The 19,736-nt window shown below is 69.5% G+C and carries 22 protein-coding genes and 1 pseudogene; 15 read left to right on the top strand and 8 right to left on the bottom strand.

The features are described 5' to 3' along the window. Positions 1 to 121: 121 nt before the first annotated feature. The 10 genes from ACAG25_RS23055 to ACAG25_RS23010 all read left to right on the top strand — a co-directional run bounded on the left by ACAG25_RS23055 (position 122) and on the right by ACAG25_RS23010 (position 10,552). A complete protein-coding gene (locus tag ACAG25_RS23055) occupies positions 122 to 1,630 on the top strand; it encodes a PepSY-associated TM helix domain-containing protein (protein WP_370490800.1) in 1,509 nt (502 codons plus the stop codon). Between the two features lie 4 nt (positions 1,631 to 1,634). Next, the gene (locus tag ACAG25_RS23050) at positions 1,635 to 2,165 is read left to right on the top strand and encodes a copper chaperone PCu(A)C (RefSeq protein ID WP_370490799.1); all 531 of its coding nucleotides are present in this window, start codon (positions 1,635 to 1,637) and stop codon (positions 2,163 to 2,165) included. Further along, on the top strand, positions 2,158 to 3,372 hold the full coding sequence (locus ACAG25_RS23045; RefSeq protein WP_370490818.1) for a Dyp-type peroxidase: 1,215 nt from the start codon (positions 2,158 to 2,160) through the stop codon (positions 3,370 to 3,372). The genes ACAG25_RS23050 and ACAG25_RS23045 overlap by 8 nt, the downstream gene beginning before the upstream one ends. 74 nt (positions 3,373 to 3,446) lie before the next feature. Then, entirely contained in the window at positions 3,447 to 4,751 is a 1,305-nt protein-coding gene (gene hemL / locus ACAG25_RS23040; protein WP_370490798.1) for a glutamate-1-semialdehyde 2,1-aminomutase, read from the top strand. 5 nt (positions 4,752 to 4,756) lie between these two features. Continuing rightward, positions 4,757 to 5,362, top strand: a complete 606-nt coding sequence (locus ACAG25_RS23035) for a histidine phosphatase family protein (RefSeq protein WP_370490817.1) — start codon at positions 4,757 to 4,759, stop codon at positions 5,360 to 5,362. Beyond that, positions 5,359 to 5,961, top strand: coding sequence for a TlpA disulfide reductase family protein (locus ACAG25_RS23030; protein ID WP_370490797.1), 603 nt, complete (start codon positions 5,359 to 5,361; stop codon positions 5,959 to 5,961). Before ACAG25_RS23035 ends, ACAG25_RS23030 begins: the two co-directional genes overlap by 4 nt. Further along, positions 5,958 to 6,761, top strand: a complete 804-nt coding sequence (locus tag ACAG25_RS23025; RefSeq protein WP_370490796.1) for a cytochrome c biogenesis CcdA family protein — start codon at positions 5,958 to 5,960, stop codon at positions 6,759 to 6,761. Before ACAG25_RS23030 ends, ACAG25_RS23025 begins: the two co-directional genes overlap by 4 nt. Positions 6,762 to 6,871: 110 nt before the next feature. After that, a complete protein-coding gene (locus ACAG25_RS23020) occupies positions 6,872 to 8,422 on the top strand; it encodes a cytochrome c biogenesis protein ResB (protein ID WP_370490816.1) in 1,551 nt (516 codons plus the stop codon). Then, on the top strand, positions 8,419 to 9,390 hold the full coding sequence (ccsB, locus tag ACAG25_RS23015; protein WP_370490795.1) for a c-type cytochrome biogenesis protein CcsB: 972 nt from the start codon (positions 8,419 to 8,421) through the stop codon (positions 9,388 to 9,390). The genes ACAG25_RS23020 and ccsB overlap by 4 nt, the downstream gene beginning before the upstream one ends. Positions 9,391 to 9,505: 115 nt before the next feature. Continuing rightward, positions 9,506 to 10,552 (top strand): MinD/ParA family protein, encoded by a 1,047-nt coding sequence (locus tag ACAG25_RS23010; protein WP_370490815.1) that lies wholly within the window; start codon positions 9,506 to 9,508, stop codon positions 10,550 to 10,552. Here the strand turns inward: ACAG25_RS23010 and ACAG25_RS23005 are convergent. Further along, complete coding sequence (locus tag ACAG25_RS23005; protein ID WP_370490794.1) at positions 10,537 to 10,701, bottom strand: hypothetical protein; 165 nt, start codon at positions 10,699 to 10,701, stop codon at positions 10,537 to 10,539. The genes ACAG25_RS23010 and ACAG25_RS23005 overlap by 16 nt on opposite strands. A gap of 49 nt (positions 10,702 to 10,750) precedes the next feature. Here ACAG25_RS23005 and ACAG25_RS23000 point away from each other — a divergent pair, with 49 nt between their 5' ends. Together ACAG25_RS23000 and ACAG25_RS22995 are read left to right on the top strand one after the other, a co-directional pair. Further along, positions 10,751 to 11,101, top strand: a complete 351-nt coding sequence (locus ACAG25_RS23000; protein ID WP_370490793.1) for a DUF4229 domain-containing protein — start codon at positions 10,751 to 10,753, stop codon at positions 11,099 to 11,101. Between the two features lie 123 nt (positions 11,102 to 11,224). Then, positions 11,225 to 11,640: pseudogene (locus ACAG25_RS22995) on the top strand (ester cyclase). Here ACAG25_RS22995 and ACAG25_RS22990 read toward each other — a convergent pair. The 7 genes from ACAG25_RS22990 to ACAG25_RS22960 all read right to left on the bottom strand — a co-directional run bounded on the left by ACAG25_RS22990 (position 11,637) and on the right by ACAG25_RS22960 (position 17,520). After that, a complete protein-coding gene (locus ACAG25_RS22990) occupies positions 11,637 to 12,344 on the bottom strand; it encodes a hypothetical protein (protein WP_370490792.1) in 708 nt (235 codons plus the stop codon). The pseudogene ACAG25_RS22995 and the gene ACAG25_RS22990 sit on opposite strands and share 4 nt — an antisense overlap. Further along, complete coding sequence (locus tag ACAG25_RS22985; RefSeq protein WP_370490791.1) at positions 12,341 to 13,252, bottom strand: VWA domain-containing protein; 912 nt, start codon at positions 13,250 to 13,252, stop codon at positions 12,341 to 12,343. Before ACAG25_RS22985 ends, ACAG25_RS22990 begins: the two co-directional genes overlap by 4 nt. Then, positions 13,249 to 14,262 (bottom strand): hypothetical protein, encoded by a 1,014-nt coding sequence (locus ACAG25_RS22980; protein WP_370490790.1) that lies wholly within the window; start codon positions 14,260 to 14,262, stop codon positions 13,249 to 13,251. The genes ACAG25_RS22985 and ACAG25_RS22980 overlap by 4 nt, the downstream gene beginning before the upstream one ends. Beyond that, complete coding sequence (locus ACAG25_RS22975) at positions 14,253 to 14,726, bottom strand: hypothetical protein (RefSeq protein ID WP_370490789.1); 474 nt, start codon at positions 14,724 to 14,726, stop codon at positions 14,253 to 14,255. The genes ACAG25_RS22980 and ACAG25_RS22975 overlap by 10 nt, the downstream gene beginning before the upstream one ends. Further along, the gene (locus ACAG25_RS22970; RefSeq protein WP_370490788.1) at positions 14,716 to 15,573 is read right to left on the bottom strand and encodes a DUF58 domain-containing protein; all 858 of its coding nucleotides are present in this window, start codon (positions 15,571 to 15,573) and stop codon (positions 14,716 to 14,718) included. Before ACAG25_RS22970 ends, ACAG25_RS22975 begins: the two co-directional genes overlap by 11 nt. 10 nt (positions 15,574 to 15,583) lie before the next feature. Beyond that, positions 15,584 to 16,585, bottom strand: coding sequence for an AAA family ATPase (locus tag ACAG25_RS22965; protein ID WP_370490787.1), 1,002 nt, complete (start codon positions 16,583 to 16,585; stop codon positions 15,584 to 15,586). Between the two features lie 65 nt (positions 16,586 to 16,650). After that, entirely contained in the window at positions 16,651 to 17,520 is an 870-nt protein-coding gene (locus ACAG25_RS22960) for a 1,4-dihydroxy-2-naphthoate polyprenyltransferase (protein ID WP_370490786.1), read from the bottom strand. A gap of 43 nt (positions 17,521 to 17,563) precedes the next feature. On the opposite strand from ACAG25_RS22960, the gene ACAG25_RS22955 reads away from it, so the two are divergent. From ACAG25_RS22955 to ACAG25_RS22945, 3 genes are read left to right on the top strand one after another with little or no spacing between them, the layout of a single operon-like run. Next, a complete protein-coding gene (locus tag ACAG25_RS22955; RefSeq protein WP_370490785.1) occupies positions 17,564 to 17,773 on the top strand; it encodes a hypothetical protein in 210 nt (69 codons plus the stop codon). A 3-nt stretch (positions 17,774 to 17,776) separates the two neighbouring features. Beyond that, complete coding sequence (locus tag ACAG25_RS22950) at positions 17,777 to 18,562, top strand: S-methyl-5'-thioadenosine phosphorylase (RefSeq protein WP_370490784.1); 786 nt, start codon at positions 17,777 to 17,779, stop codon at positions 18,560 to 18,562. Between the two features lie 55 nt (positions 18,563 to 18,617). After that, on the top strand, positions 18,618 to 19,736 hold the full coding sequence (locus ACAG25_RS22945) for an NAD(P)H-dependent flavin oxidoreductase (protein WP_370490783.1): 1,119 nt from the start codon (positions 18,618 to 18,620) through the stop codon (positions 19,734 to 19,736).

The following is a 19,736-nucleotide window of genomic DNA, read 5'->3' as shown; positions in this document are numbered from 1 at the left end:
CCTGGGCGTCGTCCGCGGCACCCACAGCACAGGTCGCGCTCCGCACCACGACTTCTCGGCGAAAGAACTTCACCGTGACCTTTGGTCTTCCCATTCCCGTACCTGCCCTCCGGAGACGCCGATGAGCGCTCCACCGATCTCGAAGCCCTCCACCCGAGGCGGCAACACCGCCGTCCTGCAGCGCATCTGGCGAATGCACTTCTGGGTGGCGCTGTTCGCCGCCCCCGCACTGATCGTCCTCGCATGCTCGGGACTGGTGATCCTCTACAGCCAACCGCTCGACAACTGGCTGCACCGCGACCTGTTCGTGGTCGATCAGGCGAGCGACACGGTGTCACTCGACGCTCAGATCGCCATCGCCCAACAGCACGTCGGCGCCGATCACACCCTCGACGCGGTGACACCCCCGGCGGGTCCGGGGCGCTCGACCCGCGTCGACTTCCTGCCTGCGGACGCACAGCAATACCCCGCAGCCGAGGGCAACGTCACGCAGGTGTTCATCGACCCCTACACCGGTCGGTACCTGGGCCAGCGCAGCGAACTGTCCGGGCTGGTCGGCTGGGCCAACCAGATCCATCGGATGTTCGGCAATGACGCACCGACGCTGCAACTTCCGTCTCTGGGCCATCTCATCAACCCGACCGCCTACCCCGACGCCACCATCCCCGTGGGCATCGGCAACCTCTGGATGGAGCTGACGGCCATCTGGATCCTGGTGCTGCTGGCCACCGGGATCTACCTGTGGTGGCCCCGGGCGATCGAAGCCACCAAACCGCTACTGCGGGTGCGGTGGCGACAGGGCGGGCGGATCCGGTGGCGCGCCATCCACGCGCTGACCGGAGTCGTCGTCGCGGTGATCCTGATCGGCTACGTCCTGTCCGGGATGACCTGGTCGCGGTACTGGGGCGAGAACTGGCGCGCGTTCTCGTCCACGGTCGCCCCGTCCACCCAGGTCGACGCCCCGTCGACGCCCGCGCAACTGGGCGACTACGACCGGTTGGGCCGCCGCATCGCATGGGCCGCCACCGACGACCCGGTGTACGCCTCGGCGCCGAATACTGCTGTCCCGCAGCGGCTTCCCTTTGAGGACATCGACCGGATCGCCAAGGGTGAGCACATGGTGCCCGGCTACGCGATCATCCCGCCGTCGGATGTGACCGACCCGGTGGAGCCGGTGTACGGCAGCTACACCGTCGTCAACGCCTGGCCGCAGAAACTGTCCGAACAGCGCACCCTCTACCTCAACCAGTTCACCGGCCGAACCATCACCAACGCCACGGCCGCGCAGGACGGGGCACTGTCGAAGCTCACCAGTTTCGGCATCGCGATGCACATGGGCCACCAGTACGGCGTCCTCACCCGCATCCTCGCCACGATCGCCTGCCTCGGGGTGCTGGGCAGCGTGGCCACCGGCCTGGCGATGTGGTGGAAGCGCCGCCCGGCCGGCAGCGCCGGCCTGCCCACACCGGCCGGCTCTCCGATGCCCAAACGCGCACTCGTCGCGCTGGTCGTCGCAGCGGTCGTTCTCGGGGTGATCTTCCCGGTGTTCGGCATCTCCCTGCTGGTCGTACTCGCCGCCGAAGCTGTGATCAGCCGCCGCCGGTCTTCCAATGCCTCAGAAAGGAAATAAGTAGATGCACAAGAGAATTCGATTCCTGACCGTCGGCGCGCTGGCCGTCGTACTCGTCGGCACGTCGGCCTGCAGCTCAGAAGAGCAGCCGGCGCAGCCGATGGCCGACACCGTCACCATGGAAAACCAGTGGGCCAACGCCGCGGAGACCGGCATGGCGGCAGTCTTCGGCAGCCTCGCCAACACCGGCGGCCGTGACGCGCAGATCGTCGGCGGAAGCTCACCGCAGGCCGGACACGTCGAGATCCACGAGGTCGTGGCCGACGAGCTGGGCGGAAAAATGATGCGGGAGAAGGACGGTGGACTGACCGTGCCCGCAGGTGAGACGCGGGAGCTGATCCCCGGTGGCGACCACCTGATGCTGATGGACCTGACGCAGCCGCTGCTTCCGGGCGCCGACATCACGGTGACGCTGGAGTTCGAGGACGGATCGACGCTGCCGGTGACCGCTCAGATTCGCGACTTCGCCGGTGGCGGAGAGGAATACAGTCCCGACACCGAGACGGAGGGCGGTGCGCACCACCACCATGGGTAAGTCACGTTTTCCCGCGGTCAACCGGCGGCGCTTCGTCGCCGGGGGTGCCGCCGCGCTGGCCGGCGCCGGCTTTGCCGCCGGGTGCACCAGCGCCGGCGCAGCAGCCACCGAAGGTTTTCGCGAGTTCGGTCGTGCCGTCGAGCCGTTCCACGGCCGCCACCAGGCAGGTGTTGCCACCGTCCCGCAGGCGCACGCGCTGTTCGTCGCCCTCGATCTGGCCCCGGCCGGAAACCGCACCGCCCACGACACCCTGGAGGCGATCCTGCGGCTGTGGACGTCCGACGCGCAGCGGCTGACCCAGGGGCAACCGGCGCTGGCCGACACCGAACCCGAGCTCGCCGAAAACCCGGCCCGGCTGACCGTGAGCGTCGGTTTGGGACCGTCGGTGTTCGACCGCACCGGGCTGGCCCACCGGAGACCGGGCGCGGTCACCGAGATGCCGGCCTTCGCCACCGACCAACTGGAGCCGCGGTGGTCCGCCGGCGACCTGTTGCTGCAACTGTGCGCCGACGACCCGGTCGCGATCGCGCACGCCGGCCGGGTGATGCTCAAGAACGTCCGCACCATGACCCGGCAGCGCTGGCGCCAGAGCGGGTTCCGCAACGCTCACGGGGCGACGGCGCCGGGCGGCAGCATGCGCAACCTGATGGGTCAGGTCGACGGCACCGTGAACCTGCGCACGGAGGAGGAGTTCGACCGCCACGTCTGGCACGACGGGTCGGACCAACCCTGGTTCGCCGGCGGGACCGTGCTGGTGCTGCGGCGCATCCGGGCGGTCATGGACACCTGGGACGAGCTCGACCGCGACGCCAAGGAGCTCGTCGTCGGGCGCCGCCTGTCCGACGGCGCTCCGCTGACCGGGGACGTCGAGACCGACGAACCCGACTTCGAGGCCAACGTCGGCGGCATCCCGGTCATCGCGCCCAACTCGCACATCGCCCGCGCGCGGCACCGCACCGAGGACGAGCGGTTCCTGCGCCGGCCGTACAACTACGACGACCCGCCCTCACCCGGGCAGACCACCGACAGCGGGCTGCTCTTCGCGACCTATCAGAAGGACCCGGCCACGCAGTTCGTCCCGGTGCAGCAGCGGCTGGCCGAGTCTGACGGGCTCAATCCGTGGATCACCACGATCGGCTCGGCGACCTTCGCGATCCTGCCGGGGGTCCAGCCAGGGCAGACGCTGGGGGAGGCGCTGATGGCCTGAACCCCCGGCGTCGGTGACCTCTACCACTACACCCTGTAGTTGACGGCGTCGGCCCGGCTGGGACACTGGTCGGCATGAGCAGAACCGACGCGTCCGCGAAACTGTTCGCCGACGCGTCCGCCCTGATCCCGGGCGGAGTCAACTCCCCGGTGCGCGCGTTCTCCTCGGTCGGCGGTACCCCCCGCTTCATCACGTCGGCCAAGGGCTGCGAGCTCACCGACGCCGACGGCAACACCTACGTCGACCTGGTGTGCTCGTGGGGCCCGATGATCCTGGGCCACGCGCACCCTGCCGTCGTCGAGGCCGTGCAGCGGGTGGCCGCCGACGGGCTGTCGTTCGGCGCGCCGACCCCCTCGGAGTCCGAGCTGGCCCGCGAGATCATCGACCGGGTCGCCCCGGTGGAACGGTTGCGCTTGGTCAACAGCGGTACCGAGGCCACGATGAGCGCGATCCGGCTGGCCCGCGGCTACACCGGCCGGCCCAAGATCGTGAAGTTCTCCGGCTGCTACCACGGCCACAGCGACGCGCTGCTGGCCGACGCCGGTTCGGGCGTGGCCACGCTCGGGTTGCCGTCGTCACCCGGGGTGACCGGCGCCGCCGCGGCCGACACCATCGTGCTGCCCTACAACGACGAAGCCGCCGTCGCCGAGGTGTTCGAGCAGGCCGGTCCCGACATCGCGTGCGTCATCACCGAGGCCAGCCCCGGCAACATGGGCACCGTGCCGCCGCGGCCCGGTTTCAACGCCGCGCTGCGCCGCATTACCGCCGAGCACGGTGCGCTGCTGATCGTCGACGAGGTGATGACCGGCTTCCGGGTCAGCCGCGCCGGCTGGTACGGCCTCGATCCCGTCGAGGCGGACCTCTTCACGTTCGGCAAGGTGATGAGCGGCGGGCTGCCCGCCGCCGCGTTCGGCGGGTCCGCCGAGGTGATGGGTCGGCTCGCACCGCTGGGCCCGGTCTATCAGGCCGGCACCCTGTCCGGGAACCCGGTGGCGATGGCCGCCGGGCTGGCCACGCTGCGCGCCGCCGACGACACCGCCTACGCCACCGTCGATGCCAACGCCGACCGTCTGGTCGCGCTGATCGACAACGCGCTGACCGAAGCCGGTGTGGCACATCAGATTCCACGGGCGGGAAACATGTTCAGCGTGTTCTTCGGTGACCAGCCGGTCACCGACTTCGAGTCGGCCCGGGCCACCGAGACGTGGCGGTTCCCCGCGTTCTTCCACGCCCTGCTCGACGCGGGTGTCTACCCGCCGCCGAGCGCCTACGAAACCTGGTTCGTCTCAACAGCACTGGACGACGACGCCTTCGACCGCATCGCCGCCGCCCTGCCGGGCGCGGCACGCGCCGCCGCCGAGGCCAGGGAATCCGCATGAGCGACATGACCAGGACCGTCGTGCACGTGATGCGCCACGGCGAGGTGCACAACCCCGACCAGATCCTCTACGGGCGTCTGCCCGACTACCACCTCTCCGATCGCGGACAGGCGCAGGCCAAGGCGGTCGCCGAGTGGTTGGCCCACCGCGACATCACTTATGTGGTGGCCTCGCCGCTGGAACGGGCGCAGGAGACCGCGGCACCCATCGCCGAACGGCACGGCGTTCCCGTGGCCACCGACGACGAGCTCATCGAATCGCTGAACGTGTTTCAGGGACAGCGGGTCTCGCCGGGCGACGGCGCGCTGCGCGACCCGCGCAACTGGTGGCATCTGCGCAACCCGCGCACTCCGTCGTGGGGGGAGCCCTACCACGACATCGCCGCCCGGATGCAGCGCGCGCTGCATCGGGCCCGCGCGGAAGCGGCCGGACACGAGGCCGTCTGCGTCAGCCACCAGCTGCCGGTGGAGACACTGCGCCGCGCCATGACCGGCCGCCCGCTGCATCACTTTCCGACGCGGCGCATGTGCAACCTGGCGTCGGTGACGTCGTTCTACTTCCACCACGACGAATGCGTCGGCTGGGGGTATGCGGAGTTGGCCGGGCAGTGAACAGATCGGTGGTTCTCTGGCGCGCGCTGGTCACGGCGTGCGTGACCACCCTCGTGCTCGCCGGCTGCTCCACCGGTTCCGGTGCCGTCGCCCAGGGCGGCACCTTCGAGTTCGTCGCCCCCGGCGGCAAGACCGACATCTTCTACGACCCACCGCAGGACCGCGGCAAGCCCGGGCCACTGTCGGGTCCGGACCTGATGGACACCGACAGGACCATCTCACTCGACGACTTCGCCGGCCAGGTCGTGGTCATCAACGTGTGGGGCCAATGGTGCGGGCCGTGCCGCACCGAGATCACCGAACTGCAACAGGTCTACGACGCCACCCGCGAGCGCGGTGTCGCGTTCCTCGGTATCGACGTGCGCGACAACAACATCGACGCCCCACGTGACTTCATCATCGACCGCGGGGTCACCTTCCCGTCGATCTACGACCCGTCGATGCGCACGCTGATCGCGTTCGGCGGCCGCTATCCGACCACCGTGATCCCGTCGACCGTGGTGCTCGACCGATCCCATCGCGTCGCGGCGGTGTTCCTGCGGGAACTGCTCGCCGAGGACCTGCAGCCGGTCGTCGAACGGGTGGCCGCAGAGCAGTGAATCTCGATCAGCTCGACCAATTGACCGCCACCGGACCGCTGCTGCTGGCGCTGGCGGTCAGCGTGCTGGCCGGACTGGTGTCCTTTGCCTCACCGTGCGTGGTGCCTCTGGTGCCCGGCTACCTGTCGTACCTGGCCGCCGTCGTCGGGGTGCAGGACCAGCCCGCACCCGTCGGCAGTGCCGACACATCGGGCACCCTTGCGGTGCGCCGTTCCCGGCTACGGGTGGCCGGTGCTGCCGCGTTGTTCGTCACCGGTTTCACCGTGGTGTTCGTGCTGGGCACCGTCGCGGTGCTGGGTATGACGACCACGCTGATCACCAATCAGCTGCTGCTGCAACGCATCGGCGGCGTCGTGACCATCTTCATGGGCCTGGTGTTCATCGGTCTGGTGCCGATGCTGCAGCGCGATACCCGGTTCGCGCCGCGGCAGATCTCCACGCTCGCCGGTGCCCCGCTGCTGGGTGCGGTGTTCGCGTTGGGCTGGACGCCGTGTCTGGGCCCGACGCTGACCGGGGTGATCGCCGTGGCCTCGGCCACCGAGGGGGCCAACGTGGCCCGCGGCATCGTGCTGGTGCTGGCCTACTGTCTGGGCCTGGGTATCCCGTTCGTGCTGTTGGCGTTCGGGTCCTCGCGGGCGGTCGACGGGCTGGGCTGGCTGCGCCGCCACACCCGCACCATCCAGATCTTCGGCGGCATCCTGCTGATCGTCGTCGGCACCGCCCTGGTCACCGGCCTGTGGAACGACTTCGTGTCGTGGATCCGCGACGCCTTCGTCAGCGACGTCAGGCTCCCCATCTGATGGTCACCTCCTCTCCGCGAGCAGACGTGAAAACCCCCGCCAAGCGGCCCAACAGGGGGCTTTCGCGTCTGCTCGCGTTGATACGTAACACCTGGCGGACGCTGACGTCGATGGGCACCGCGCTGGTGCTGCTGTTCCTGCTCGCGCTGGCGGCGATCCCGGGCGCACTGCTGCCGCAACGCAGCCTCAACGAAGCCCTGGTCGCCGACTACCTCGACGAACACCCGACGCTGGGCCCGTGGCTGGACCGGCTGCAGGCCTTCGACGTGTTCTCCAGCTTCTGGTTCACCGCGATCTACGTCCTGCTGTTCGTGTCATTGGTGGGCTGCCTGACACCACGTCTGATCGAACACGTCCGCAGCCTCCGCGCCGTCCCGGTGCCCGCACCGCGCAACCTCGCGCGGCTCCCGAAACACCACGAGACGCAGATCACCGGCACAGACACCGACGCCATCGCCGCCGCGGTCGACGCCCGGCTGCGCGGGTGGCGGCGCACCACCCGCCGGACGGACGAAATCGACACCATCGAGATCTCCGCGGAGAAGGGCTACCTGCGCGAGTTCGGCAACATCGTCTTCCACTTCTCGCTGCTCGGGCTGCTCGTCGCTATCGCCGCGGGCAAGATGTTCAGCTACGAAGGAAACGTCATCGTCGTCGCCGACGGCGGCCCCGGTTTCTGCTCGGCCTCCCCGGCCGCGTTCGACTCGTTCCGCGCCGGCAACACCGTCGACGGGACCTCGCTGTACCCGATCTGTGTGCGCGTCAACGACTTCGAGGCCACCTATCTGGAGAGCGGGCAGGCCGTCGGATTCCAGGCAGACATCGAGTACCAGGCCGGTGACGATCTGCAGACCGGCACCTGGCAGCCCTATCTGCTGAAGGTCAACGAGCCGCTGCGCGTCGCCGGCGACCGCGTCTACCTGCAGGGCCACGGCTACGCGCCGACCTTCACCGTGACCTTCCCCGACGGCCAGACCCGCACGCAGACGCTGCAGTGGCGACCCGAGGACCAGATCACGTTCCTGTCGTCGGGCGCCATGCGCTTCGACCCGCCCGGTGGCACCTACACCGACGACCGGGAACGCCGCCGCAACCAGATCGCCATCCAAGGTTTGTTCGCGCCCACCGCCCAGCTCGACGGCACCCTGCTGTCCTCGAGCTTCCCGGAGATGAACGACCCCGCCGTCGCCGTCGACATCTACAAGGGCGACAGCGGCCTGGACACCGGCCGGCCGCAATCGCTGTTCACCCTGGATGAGCGGATGATCGGCCAGGGCCGCCTGACCAAGATGGCCCGGGTGAACCTCAAGGCCGGCGAGGACACCCGCCTCGACGACGGCACCGTCGTGCGGTTCGACGGGGCCGTGCCGTTCGTCAACCTGCAGGTCTCCCACGACCCCGCCCAGATCTGGGTGCTCGTGTTCTCGATGACGATGATGGGCGGGCTGCTCGTCTCGCTGATCATCCGGCGGCGACGCATCTGGGTTCGGTTGTCGCCGGTCTCGCCGGGTACCGTGAACGTCGAGCTGGGCGGGCTGGCCCGCACCGACAACTCCGGCTGGGGTGACGAGTTCGAGCGGCTCACCGAGCGGTTGCTGGCCGATGTCGGCACCGCCACCGACGCCTCCCGGCAGGACGAGAAGAAGGCAGATCGCGCATGAGCACCACCGTCGACATCGGGCTGGCCCGTTACTCCGACTGGGCGTTCACCTCGTCGGTGCTGATCCTGCTGGCCGCGCTGCTGCTGTTCGCCGTGGAACTGGCCTACAGCCGCAGCCGCAAGGTCGAGAGCCGCGAACTGGTCAACGCCGGTGTCGCGGCCGACGACGCCCGGCCCGGCGTCGTCGTCGACGCGCCACGCCGCCCCTTCGACGAGCGGATCGGTTCCAGCGGTGTCGCCCTGACCTACGTGGGGATCGCGGCGCTGCTCGCGTGCATCGTGCTGCGCGGTCTGTCCACCTCGCGGGTGCCGTGGGGCAACATGTACGAATTCATCAACCTCACCTGCTGGTGTGGGCTGGTGGCCGCCGCGGTGGTGCTGCGCAAACCGCAGTACCGGTCGCTGTGGGTGTTCGTTCTGGTGCCGGTGCTGATCCTGTTGACCGTGTCCGGCAAGTGGCTCTACTCGCACGCCGCGCCGGTGATGCCTGCGCTGCAGTCCTACTGGCTGCCCATCCACGTGTCGGTGGTCAGCCTCGGCTCCGGGGTGTTCCTGGTCGCGGGCGTCGCCAGCCTGCTGTTCCTGCTGAAGATGTCGCGCTTCGGTCAGCCCGACCGCACCGACCCGGTGGCTCGGCTGGTGGCCAAGCTGCCTGATGCGCAGCTGCTCGACCGGATCGCCTACCGCACGACGATCTTCGCGTTCCCGGTGTTCGGGTTCGGGGTCATCTTCGGCGCGATCTGGGCCGAGGAGGCCTGGGGCCGGTACTGGGGCTGGGACCCCAAGGAGACGGTGTCGTTCATCGCGTGGGTGCTCTACGCCGCCTACCTGCACGCCCGCTCGACCGCGGGATGGCGCGACCGCAAGGCCGCCTGGATCAACGTCGCCGGTTTCATCGCTATGGTGTTCAACCTGTTCTTCATCAACCTGGTGACCGTGGGTCTGCACTCGTATGCAGGCGTCGGCTGAGCCGGCCACCGGGTGGAGTGCCTGAGGACTGCCGAGACGGACTGCTGACGTGGGGGATCGACCGGTGACCGACGTAGTGACCAGTTTCCGTGCGCAGCAACGGTTCCGGGACCCCATGGAGGTCGTCCCCGCCGAGTGGTCCGCGCCCACACCGCCCGAGGGTCTCCCGCCCACCCCACCGCAGGGTCTGCCCGGGCCGGTGCCGGCGAACCTCCCCGCGCCGGTGGACCTCAGCACCGCCGCGCTGCTGGGCGCGCCGCGCCGCGGCCCGTCGGAGGGCTGGCGACGGTGGTTGTACAAGGGTTCGGCCGGGTTGATCAACCTCGGCGAGAGCCCGAAGGTGCTGCGCCGCGAAGCGCTGACCGCGCAGGTGGCCCGCCCGGTACGCGGCTGCTACCGCGTCGCGATGCTGTCGCAGAAGGGCGGGGTGGGCAAGACCACCATCACCGCGACGCTGGGCGCGACGTTCGCCTCGATCCGCGGGGACCGGGTCATCGCCGTCGACGCCAACCCGGACCGTGGGACGCTCAGCCAGAAGGTGCCGGTGGAGACCCCGGCGACCATCCGGCACCTGCTCCGCGACGCCGAGGGGATCAACGCCTACAGCGACGTCCGGCAGTACACCTCACAGGGGGACAGCAGGCTGGAGGTGCTGGCCTCCGAGAGCGACCCCTCGGTGTCGGAGGCCTTCAGCGCGCAGGACTACAGCCGCGCGGTGCAATTGCTCGAGCGCTACTACAGCGTCGTGCTCACCGACTGCGGCACCGGGATGGTGCATTCGGTGATGTCGGGTGTGCTGGAGCGCGTCGACGCGCTGGTGGTGATCAGTTCGGGCTCGGTGGATGGGGCGCGCAGCGCGTCAGCGACCCTGGACTGGCTCGACGCCCACGGTCACGAGGACATGGTCCGCAACGCGATCGCGGTGATCAACGGTGTTCGGCCGCGTAGCGGACGGGGCGGCGGCAAGGTCGACATCAAGAAGGTGGTGGACCACTTCTCCCGGCGCTGTCGGGCGGTGTGCATCGTGCCGTTCGATCCGCACCTCGAGGAGGGGGCCGAGATCAGTCTCGATCGTCTGCGCCGCGATACACGGACGGCGCTCCTGGAACTCGCAGCGGTGGTCGCAGCCGGATTCCCGGACCCGGGTCAGGACCGCGGCTGATCGTCGCGCGGAGTGATCCGCCGCAGAAAATCCGGATCATCGTCAGGGCCGATCACCCGGGTGCGCGGTCTGTTCGCCGCCATCCGGGTCATTCGCCAGCCGACATAGACGACTGCGGCCAAGACGAGCATCAGGAGCAAGTACGCCACCAAAAACCTCCTTGGTGTCAATAATACGCACCGTCGGTAGGCTCGGACCGTGTCCGACGACCCACGCCCGACATCCCGGTTGCTCATCGACGTCCTGGCCTACACGGCCGCCCGACTGCTGCTCGTGGTGGCACTCACCGCGCTGATCCTCGGGGCCGGAAAGTTGTTCGGCGTGGACGAGTTTCCGTTGGTGGTGGCCTTGCTGTTCGCGATCGTCATCGCGCTGCCCCTGGGGATCTGGTTGTTCGCGCCGCTGCGCCGCCGTGCGACGGCCGGCATCGCCGAGTGGGACGAACGCCGCCGCCGTGACAAGGACCAGCTGCAGGCTCGGCTGCGCGGTGAAGCTACCCCGAAATCCAGTGGCGCCGACTCTCCGAAACCGCCCAAAAATAGATCCTGACCGGTATCAACACTGGTCACCCCGCTTCTTACGAGTGGTCGGACCCTGATTCAGGCAAAGTTCGAGGTTTGCTCGGCAAACCTTTGATGCTTAGTTGTGTAACGAATGGGTAACCCAAGCTGCATGAGCGATCGGCAGGTGATGAACCGCCCGAGGGCGTACAGCGGTCACGGAAATGTCAGCAGTGTCAGGCCTCCTTCGGTGCACAAGGTGTTGTACCGGCGCTGGCTGAACGAGCTGTGGAGCGGTCGCTGCACCGCCGCTGAGCTCGTCTCCGACGACTTCGTCGGCCACTGGCCCAACCGGGATGTCCGCGGCCCCGCCGAACTGCAGTCGGTGGTCGACCAGACCCGCGAAACCCTCAAGGAACTGCAGTTCGTCCTCGACGTCGGCCCGTTCCAGGAAGGTGACCTGGTGGGCGCCGGTGGATCGGTACCGGATCCACCGACGGCGGACCGGCCCGCTACACCGGCAACGACATGATGCGCATCGCCAACGGGAAGATCGTCGAGTACTGGAACGGCACCGCGCGCGGCTAAGCGCCGGCTGCGTCGCGCAGCACGCGACGCAGCGTCTCGAGCGGATCCTCGGTGTCGGGCGACAGCTGGCGTTGGCGGGGCGCGTCGGGATCATCGACACCGATATCTGGGGGAGCCGTCGCAGCGGCGGGCGGAGGCGTCGGTACCGGTGGCGTGAGGGGTGCCACCGAACCGAGAGCCGCGAGCTTGGCGGTGATACGAGCGGACGCGTCCGCTCGTACCGCCCGTCGCTGCGGATCGGTGTCGTCATTGCCGGCGAAGCATCCTGCGGGGGCCTCGGCGATCACGGTCAGCGCCGACTGGTACTGATCACGCGCTGCGTCGATGCGCGCCTCCCACGCGTCGATGTCACCTCGGCGTTCCCGCACCAGCATCAGGTTGACGCGTACCGGGCACGACGCGTCGGCGGCGGTGCGCGCCAGCGCCTCGGAGAAGTAGCCGTCGGCGACGTCGAGTCGCTGATCGAGGACGGCCTGGCTACCGGCGGCGAACGCGGTGGTGCCCGGCTCGATGACGTCGAACACCTGCAGGACACCGACGGCTGTGGCCATCGCGTCGGCGCGTCCGGCCGCGAAATCGCGCTGTGCGGCAGAGCCCGCGACCACCATCGAGATCAGCTTCACCGCCACCAGAACGGCCACCAGCATCGGCACCGCCGATCCGATCAGCAGTCGGCGCCGCAGCCGCAGCCGGGCGGGTGTCATGCGCGCACCTCCCGTCCGGTGGCGCGGGCCCGTCGCAGGTCGCGCACCGACAGCGTGATCTCGCCGAGTAATAGCACCGCCGCAGCCATCGTCAGCAGCCAGTACAACTCCGTGCGCCGTTCCTGCGACGCAGCGGTCGGTGCCGCGGCGACCGGTGCGCGGTCCTGCCCCTGCGGCAGCTCGGTGCCGGGCGAGCGGGCGTAGAACGGAACCCCGAGTTGATCAGCGATGGCGGACAAGCGATCTCGTCCCGCCGCAGTGCCGTACCCGAACACCGCGCCGCCGTCCACGCCGTCGGACTCGAACCCGCCCGGCGGAGTCTGCGCCTGCTCGGCGCCCGAACCGAAGTAGTAGACCAGGTTGTCCGCACCTGGATACTGCTGTCCGGCGGCGATCAACTGGTAGCGCAGGACGGTGGCCGCCGCAACCGGATTGGGTGCCTCTGCCTGCTCGCCGGGGTACGGGCTCAGCGCGTCCAGCATGGGTGCCAGGCTCCAGGTGTCGGCAGAGAGCGGCCAGTCGATCGCCGGCCGTGCCGCGAACGAGATCACCGAGAATCGGGCGTCGGGATGGGCCTCCATCAGAGCGGTCATGTCGGCACGCATCCCCGACATCCGCGGCGCTGCACCGAAATCTGCAATCGCCGAATCCGCCGAACGGTCCACGACGAAGAACACATTCGTGCCGCCGCCTGCGGTCGCGGAGTGCTCGGTGTCCTCGACCGCACCGCTGCCGGGCCGAAATGCGGCCAGCAGCACCAGGATCAGCGCGACCGTCATCGCCGCCCACCGTGCGAGCGACTCCCGGCCCGCGGATCTCGCCGGCCACAACGCCACCAACCGCAGCACGACGAGCACCGCGGCCAGCACCGCCAGCGCGGGCGCGGGGGCAACAGGATCGAAGGTCATCGGCGCGCCGCCAACAAAGCGACACCGAGCAGGGCGCCGGCGGCCAGCGCCACCAGCAGCGCCGGACCGGGGGAGTCCCGGCGCTCGGTGGCCTCATCGGGCTCCCGGAGGTCGGTCAGGATCGCATCGAGTGCATCGGTCAACTGCTCGGGATCGGCGCGCACGAACTGCCCGCCGGTCGCCGAGGCCACCGAGCTCAGCGTCTCGGTGGGACGTCCGGGGGTCGCCACGGCGTCCACCCGTACCCCGGCCCGCCGGGCCATGTCGACGACCTCGTCGCCGCCGTACAGCGACGGACGGTCGTCGTCGGGTGCGCGCAGTTCGCCGGGTCCGAGGTAGAGCACCGAGCGCGGGACGTCGCCGGGGCGCTCGAAGTCGGGAAAACCGGTCAGGCACAACGCCAGGACATCGGCAACGGTCGGGGCGTAATCGTCGTACTCCACGGTCGGCGCGAACGACGATGTCCGCGACCGCAGGGTCACAGCACCCGCGGCACCCAACGTCCCGGCTTCCGCCTCGGCCTGCAGTTGAGCGGCTTGGGCGTACTCCCCGAGGCGCCCCGCGGCGAGCTGGTAGTCGCGGGTCATCGGGATCACCCGGCGGTTCACCGAGGTCAGCCCGATTCGGTCGGCGGCGTAGGCGCCGACCTGACGCGCGAAGTATCCGAGGAAGCTGCCGCTGGTGGCGTCGGTGACCGGTTGCCCGACACACAGCATGATGTCGGCCCGTCGCTCGGCGCCGGCCTCGTCGTCCACCGCTGCGGTCGGACGGGCGCTCGCCCACACGAGCGCACCGAACAGCGGGACCGCCAGCGCCAACACCATCACCGTGGACTGGAGCTGACGTCGTACCACCGTTCGGTACTCGGGCAGCCGCGTCAGCCGGTGCGTGTTGGCCAGGGGGATCCGGTGTCGGGCCGAGCGTTTCGTCGGCCACAGGTAGCCGATGACGATCGCCGCGATCAGCAGCACCGCCCCTGTGGCCGCCACCGGCCACCACGTCAGCGCCACGAGCGGATCAACTCCCCGGTCTCGTCGGCCAGCCGTGCCACGTCGACCTCTGCGGTCCGGTCGAACCGCGCGGACTCCAACGTATCGAGCAACGGTGCGGCCGTGCGGTTCTCGCTCATCGCGATCGCGCGGACATGCATGTACTGCGCGCGTTGGCCGGTGGCTTGGTGCAGGAAGCTGCGCAACGCGCTGCTGAGCTCCGCGCCGGCTTGTGCGTCGGACAGCTCACCGGCGCGGTGCCGCCGACCGATCGATGCCACGGTGCGCTCATACCGGTGACGCAGCACACGGGCGTGCAGGTCGCGGATCACCGGGATGCGACGCAACCGCTGCGACGGCATAGTGGCCACGAAAACGGTTGCGTACCAGCAGATGACGAGGGCCAGCAGAAGGACGCCGAGAACCAGCCACCACGGCGAGTATCCGGGGGGACCGCCCACGAACCGCAGCAGATCATCCTGCACGCGATCCCACCCTCGTCAGACCGGCGATGTGGGTCCGGATGCCTTTGCTCGAGGTGATCGTGGTGTGCGCGATCGCGTGCCGATTCAGTAACTCGGTGGTGCGCGCCGCGCGGTGCTGCTCCGCGCGCCGATACGCGGCAACCACCCTCGGATCGGCGGCGGCGAAACCGAGGACGGGCCGCCCGCTGGCCACGTCGAACCCGCCGTCCTCGGCGGCGGAGCGGTCGGCGACCATCGCCCACAGCAGGTCGTGGCGACCGGCCAGGCGCTGTAGCGCTGCCTCGAGTTCGGGTGTCGGGTCCGGCTCGTCGGAGACCATCACGACGAGCATGGTGTGCCGGTAATGGTCTGCCACATAGGTCAATTGGCAGACGATGTCGCTGGCACCCTGCTGGCCGGACAGGTGGTCGTGGTAGCGCGCCAGCATGTTCTCCACGTGGTTCTCACCTCGGCGGAGACGGACGTTGATGCTGCCGCGCGCGTCTCCGTAGACCATGCCGATCTCGTCGGAGCGACCCAGGGTGATCAGCCCGATCGCGCCCAGGATGTGGGTGGCGATGTCGCACTTGCGTTCTCCGCTCGGTGTCAGCGCGGTCATGTTGATCCCGGCATCGGCGACCAGCAGCACCTTGTGGTGGGTCTCGGAGACGAACCTCTTGATCAGCACCTCACCCGAACGCGCGGTGGCTTTCCAGTCGATGTCGCGGACGTCGTCGCCGGGGACATACGGGCGCAGTTCGTCGAAATCCAGTGTGCGGGTGTGCAGGAGCGCGTGTCGGCCGCCGTCGAGCATGCCGCGGGTGTCCGACCCGAAGATCGATCGGGTCCGGTCGAGGTGCTTACCCACCGCGGCCCCCTCAGGGCACCCGCACGGCTCGCAGGGCGGCGTCGATCACCACGTCGGCGGTGACGCCGGCGCCGGCCGCCTCGAAGCCGAGGATCAGCCGGTGCTGCAGCACCCGGTGGGCGACGTCGGCGACATCGCTGGGCAGCACATGATTTCGGCCGGCCAGCACGGCCAGCGCGCGGGCTGCGGTGCACAGGGCGATGGTGGCGCGCGGGCTGGCGCCGTAGTCGACCAGCCGGGCCACCTGAGCGGGCAGGTGGTTGCCCGGGTCGCGGGTCACGCCGACCAGCCGCCCGGCGTAGAGCATCAACTCGGGGCTCATGTACACCTCGCGCACCACCTGCTGGACGCGCCGGATCTGCTCCAGCGTGGCCACCGGACGGGTGGGGCGGTCTTTCTCGTAGATCCCGGCGTCGCGGCGCAGCATGACTTCGACCTCTTGCTCCGGCGTCGGGTAGCCGACGATCTCCTTGATCAGGAACCGGTCGGTCTGGGCCTCCGACAGGGCGTAGGTGCCTTCCTGGTCGACCGGGTTCTGGGTCGCGATCACCAGGAACGGCTCGGGGATCGGGTACACCGTGCCCGCGATCGTGGTCTGCCGTTCCTCCATCGCTTCGAGCATCGCGCTCTGGGTCTTGGCGCTGGAACGGTTGATCTCGTCGAGCAGTACGACGTTGGCGTGCACCGGGCCCAGCTGCGTGACGAACCGGCCCGTCGAGGCGTCGTAGATCTGGGTGCCGACGATGTCGCTGGGCAGCAGGTCCGGGGTGCACTGGATGCGGTGGAAGCGCCCGTCGATCGACTCGGCGATCACGCGCGCCGCGGTGGTCTTGGCCAGCCCCGGCACACTCTCCAGCAGTACGTGCCCGCCGGTGAGCAGACCGATCAGCAGGGATTCACGCAGGCGTTCCTGACCGACGATCTTCGCGGAGAACGCCTCGGACAGCGCCGCCACCACCCGGTGGGCCTCGCGGGCGTCGACGGACTCACCGGATGTCGGGGCAGCGTTCATCCCGGCCTAGATACCACGCGAATCCGGGGCGCAAACGCCCGCTCAGAGTGCTTCAGGCCACCCGATCAGCCGAAAATCAACGCCAGCGCGACCGCGACCGCCCACACCAGCATCGTCAGCCCGGTGTCGCGCAACACGAGGATCAGGTCCTTACCACCGGCACCGCCGCGCACCGGCTTGACGGCCCGCAGCGCCGGCGGCAGCGCGACCAGCCCGACCGCGCACCACGGCGTCGCGGCCACCAGCACCAACGTCAGCGCGAACGCGGCGGCCAGCAACACCTGGAACAGCACCCGCGTCTTCGCGTCGCCGAGCCGCACGGCCAGGGTGATCTTGCCGCTCTCGGCGTCGGTGGGGATGTCGCGCAGGTTGTTGGCCACCAGCACCGCCGACGACAGACAGCCCGTCGCGACCGCGAGCGTCACGCCCACCCAGTCGACCCGCAGCGCCTGTGTGTACTGCGTGCCCAGCACCGCGACCAGGCCGAAGAACACGAACACGGCGATCTCGCCGAACCCGCGGTAGCCGTACGGCTTCGACCCGCCGGTGTACAGCCAGGCCCCGGCGATGCATACCGCGCCGACGGCGATCAGCCACGGCGCCGACACCCAGGCCAGCACCAGACCGGCGAGCGCGCCGATCGTCAGGCTCACGATCGCCGCGGTCAGCACCGCCCGCGGCGACGCCACCTTCGAACCGACCAACCGCAACGGGCCGGCGCGGACGTCGTCGGTGCCGCGGATGCCGTCGGAGTAGTCGTTGGCGTAGTTGACCCCGACGATCATGCCGAGCGAGACCAGCAAGGCCAGCAGCGCACGCCACCACGACGCACCGTCGAGCGCCGCGGCGGCACCGGTGCCTGCGAGGACGGGGGCGACGGCGTTGGGCAGCGTCCGCGGACGCGCGCCCTCCACCCACTGCGCGAATGTGGCCACGAGGGCCAGTCTTGCAGGTCGCCGGGCGTGGCAGACTGTGCGCATGGACGAGCGACTGAGCAAGGCCGAGATCGGTAAGGACGCGCTCCAGGAGATCGTCGCGTCCGGCGCCTCGGTCATCGGCGAGGTGAGCACGATCATCACCACGGCGGTCAAGGACGTCGCGAACGCCGTCGGCGGGTTCGCCACCGACGTGTTCGAGATCCGCGATACCGCCCGGCGCGCGGTGCAGCAGTCCGACGACGACGCGTAGCCGGTGATCGGAGTCATCGGCGGCAGCGGCTTCTACTCGTTCTTCGGAGCCGACGCCCGCGCCGTCAGCGTGGACACCCCGTACGGTCCGCCGAGCGCACCGCTCACCGTCGGCACGGTCGGTGCGCACGAGGTCGCGTTCCTGCCGCGCCACGGCATCGACCACGAGTTCTCGCCCCACACCGTGCCCTACCGCGCCAACATGTGGGCGCTACGCACGCTCGGGGTGCGGCGGGTGTTCGGCCCGTGCGCGGTCGGCAGCCTCGACCCGGCGTTGGGCCCCGGCTCGATCGTGGTGCCGGACCAACTCGTCGACCGCACCTCCGGGCGCGCGGACACCTACTTCGATTCCGGCGGCATCCACGTCGACTTCGCCGATCCGTACTGCCCGTCGCTGCGAACCGCGGTCACCGGCCTGCCCGACGTCGTCGACGGTGGCGCGATGGTGGTGATCCAGGGGCCGCGGTTCTCCACGCGCGCCGAGAGTCGGTGGTTCGCAAGCCAGGGCTTCCGGCTGGTCAACATGACCGGCTACCCGGAGGCAGTGCTCGCCCGTGAGCTCGAGATGTGTTACGCCGCAATCGCACTGGTGACCGACCTGGATGCGGGCATCGAGTCGGGGCAGGGGGTGCGCGCGGTCGACGTCTTCGCCGAGTTCCAGCGCAACCTGGTGCCGTTCAAGAAGCTCGTGCACGAGGCCATTGAGGCCGCTGTGGTCGTCGACTCCGAACGAACCTGCACGCACTGTCTGCCCCACGAGGGGATGACGCTGCCGTTCGAGCTGCCGTGAGAACTGGGGCAGGGGCCCCTGGTGTCGTTGACACCCGTCAAGCCATACTGACGCCATGAGCAGAGCACTGTGCGAGCAGTACGGCATCGATTTCCCGCTTTTCGCGTTCAGCCATTGCCGCGACGTGGTGGCGGCCGTCACCAACGCGGGTGGCTTCGGCGTGCTCGGCGCGACGGCCTACAGCCCCGAGCAACTCGACCAGGAGCTCGCCTGGATCGACGAGGCCGTCGCCGGTAAGCCCTACGGCGTCGACCTGATCGTGCCCGCGAAGTTCGAGGGCAAAGGCGAGAAGTTGTCCAGCACCGACCTGGCCGGGCGGATCCCGCAGGAGTACAAGGACATCGTCGACAACCTGCTGCGCGCCTACGACATCGAGCCCGAACCCGAGCGCCGCCTGGGCAAGCCGATGCTGTCGGGCAACACCGGCCAGGAACTGCTCGATGTGGCGCTGTCGCACCCGATCCGGTTGATCGCCAACGCACTCGGCGTGCCGCCGGACTACATGTTAGAGGCCGGGCGAGAACACGGGGTGCGCGTGGCCGCCTTGGTCGGCGCCAAGGAGCATGCGGTCAAGCAGGTCGCCGCGGGCGTGGACCTGATCGTCGCGCAGGGCACCGAGGCCGGCGGACACTGCGGCGAGGTCAGCACGCTGGTCGTCGTCCCCGAGGTGCTCGAGGCGGTCGACGGTGCGGTGCCGGTGCTGGCCGCCGGAGGCATCGTCACCGGCCGCCAGATGGCGGGCATGGTGGCCATCGGCGCGGCCGGCGCCTGGACGGGTTCGGTGTGGCTGACCACCGAGGAAGCCGAGACCGCGCCGCACACCGTGGCCAAGATGCTGGCCGCCACGTCGCGCGACACGGTGCGTTCGGCGGGCCGCACCGGCAAGCCGTCGCGCCAGCTGCGTTCGGAGTGGACCGACGCGTGGCTCCCGGCCAAGGACGGTCAGCAGCCGCTGCCGCTGCCGCTGCAGTCGATGTTGTGCGAGCCGGTGATCCGGCGCATCGACGTGCTGGCCTCGCAGGGCCACGAGGGAGCCCAGGCGCTGGCCACCTATTTCGTCGGGCAGGGCGTCGGCCTGATGAACAAGGTCAAGCCGGCCCGCGAGGTGGTGCGCGAGTTCATCGAGGACTACCTGGCCGCGGCCGAGCGGTTGAGCAACTCTCTGCCAGGCTGA

Origin of the sequence: Mycobacterium sp. pV006 (assembly GCF_041287115.1) — a bacterium.
GTDB lineage: Bacteria > Actinomycetota > Actinomycetes > Mycobacteriales > Mycobacteriaceae > Mycobacterium.
The sequence above is the reverse complement of the archived record's forward strand: the minus strand, read 5'-3'. Positions and strand labels throughout refer to the sequence as shown.

Bases quoted from the DNA above. Each gene is read 5' to 3' on its own strand.
- ACAG25_RS22985 (WP_370490791.1), bottom strand. From the start codon at position 13,252: ATGACCTTCGATCCTGTTGCCCCCGCGCCCGCGCTGGCGGTGCTGGCC.
- ACAG25_RS22955 (WP_370490785.1), top strand. From the start codon at position 17,564: ATGGACGAGCGACTGAGCAAGGCCGAGATCGGTAAGGACGCGCTCCAG.
- ccsB (WP_370490795.1), top strand. From the start codon at position 8,419: ATGAGCACCACCGTCGACATCGGGCTGGCCCGTTACTCCGACTGGGCG.
- ACAG25_RS23020 (WP_370490816.1), top strand. From the start codon at position 6,872: ATGGGCACCGCGCTGGTGCTGCTGTTCCTGCTCGCGCTGGCGGCGATC.
- ACAG25_RS23045 (WP_370490818.1), top strand. From the start codon at position 2,158: ATGGGTAAGTCACGTTTTCCCGCGGTCAACCGGCGGCGCTTCGTCGCC.
- ACAG25_RS23050 (WP_370490799.1), top strand. From the start codon at position 1,635: ATGCACAAGAGAATTCGATTCCTGACCGTCGGCGCGCTGGCCGTCGTA.
- hemL (WP_370490798.1), top strand. From the start codon at position 3,447: ATGAGCAGAACCGACGCGTCCGCGAAACTGTTCGCCGACGCGTCCGCC.
- ACAG25_RS23035 (WP_370490817.1), top strand. From the start codon at position 4,757: ATGACCAGGACCGTCGTGCACGTGATGCGCCACGGCGAGGTGCACAAC.
- ACAG25_RS22965 (WP_370490787.1), bottom strand. From the start codon at position 16,585: ATGAACGCTGCCCCGACATCCGGTGAGTCCGTCGACGCCCGCGAGGCC.
- ACAG25_RS23010 (WP_370490815.1), top strand. From the start codon at position 9,506: ATGGAGGTCGTCCCCGCCGAGTGGTCCGCGCCCACACCGCCCGAGGGT.
- ACAG25_RS23055 (WP_370490800.1), top strand. From the start codon at position 122: ATGAGCGCTCCACCGATCTCGAAGCCCTCCACCCGAGGCGGCAACACC.
- ACAG25_RS22945 (WP_370490783.1), top strand. From the start codon at position 18,618: ATGAGCAGAGCACTGTGCGAGCAGTACGGCATCGATTTCCCGCTTTTC.
- ACAG25_RS22990 (WP_370490792.1), bottom strand. From the start codon at position 12,344: ATGACACCCGCCCGGCTGCGGCTGCGGCGCCGACTGCTGATCGGATCG.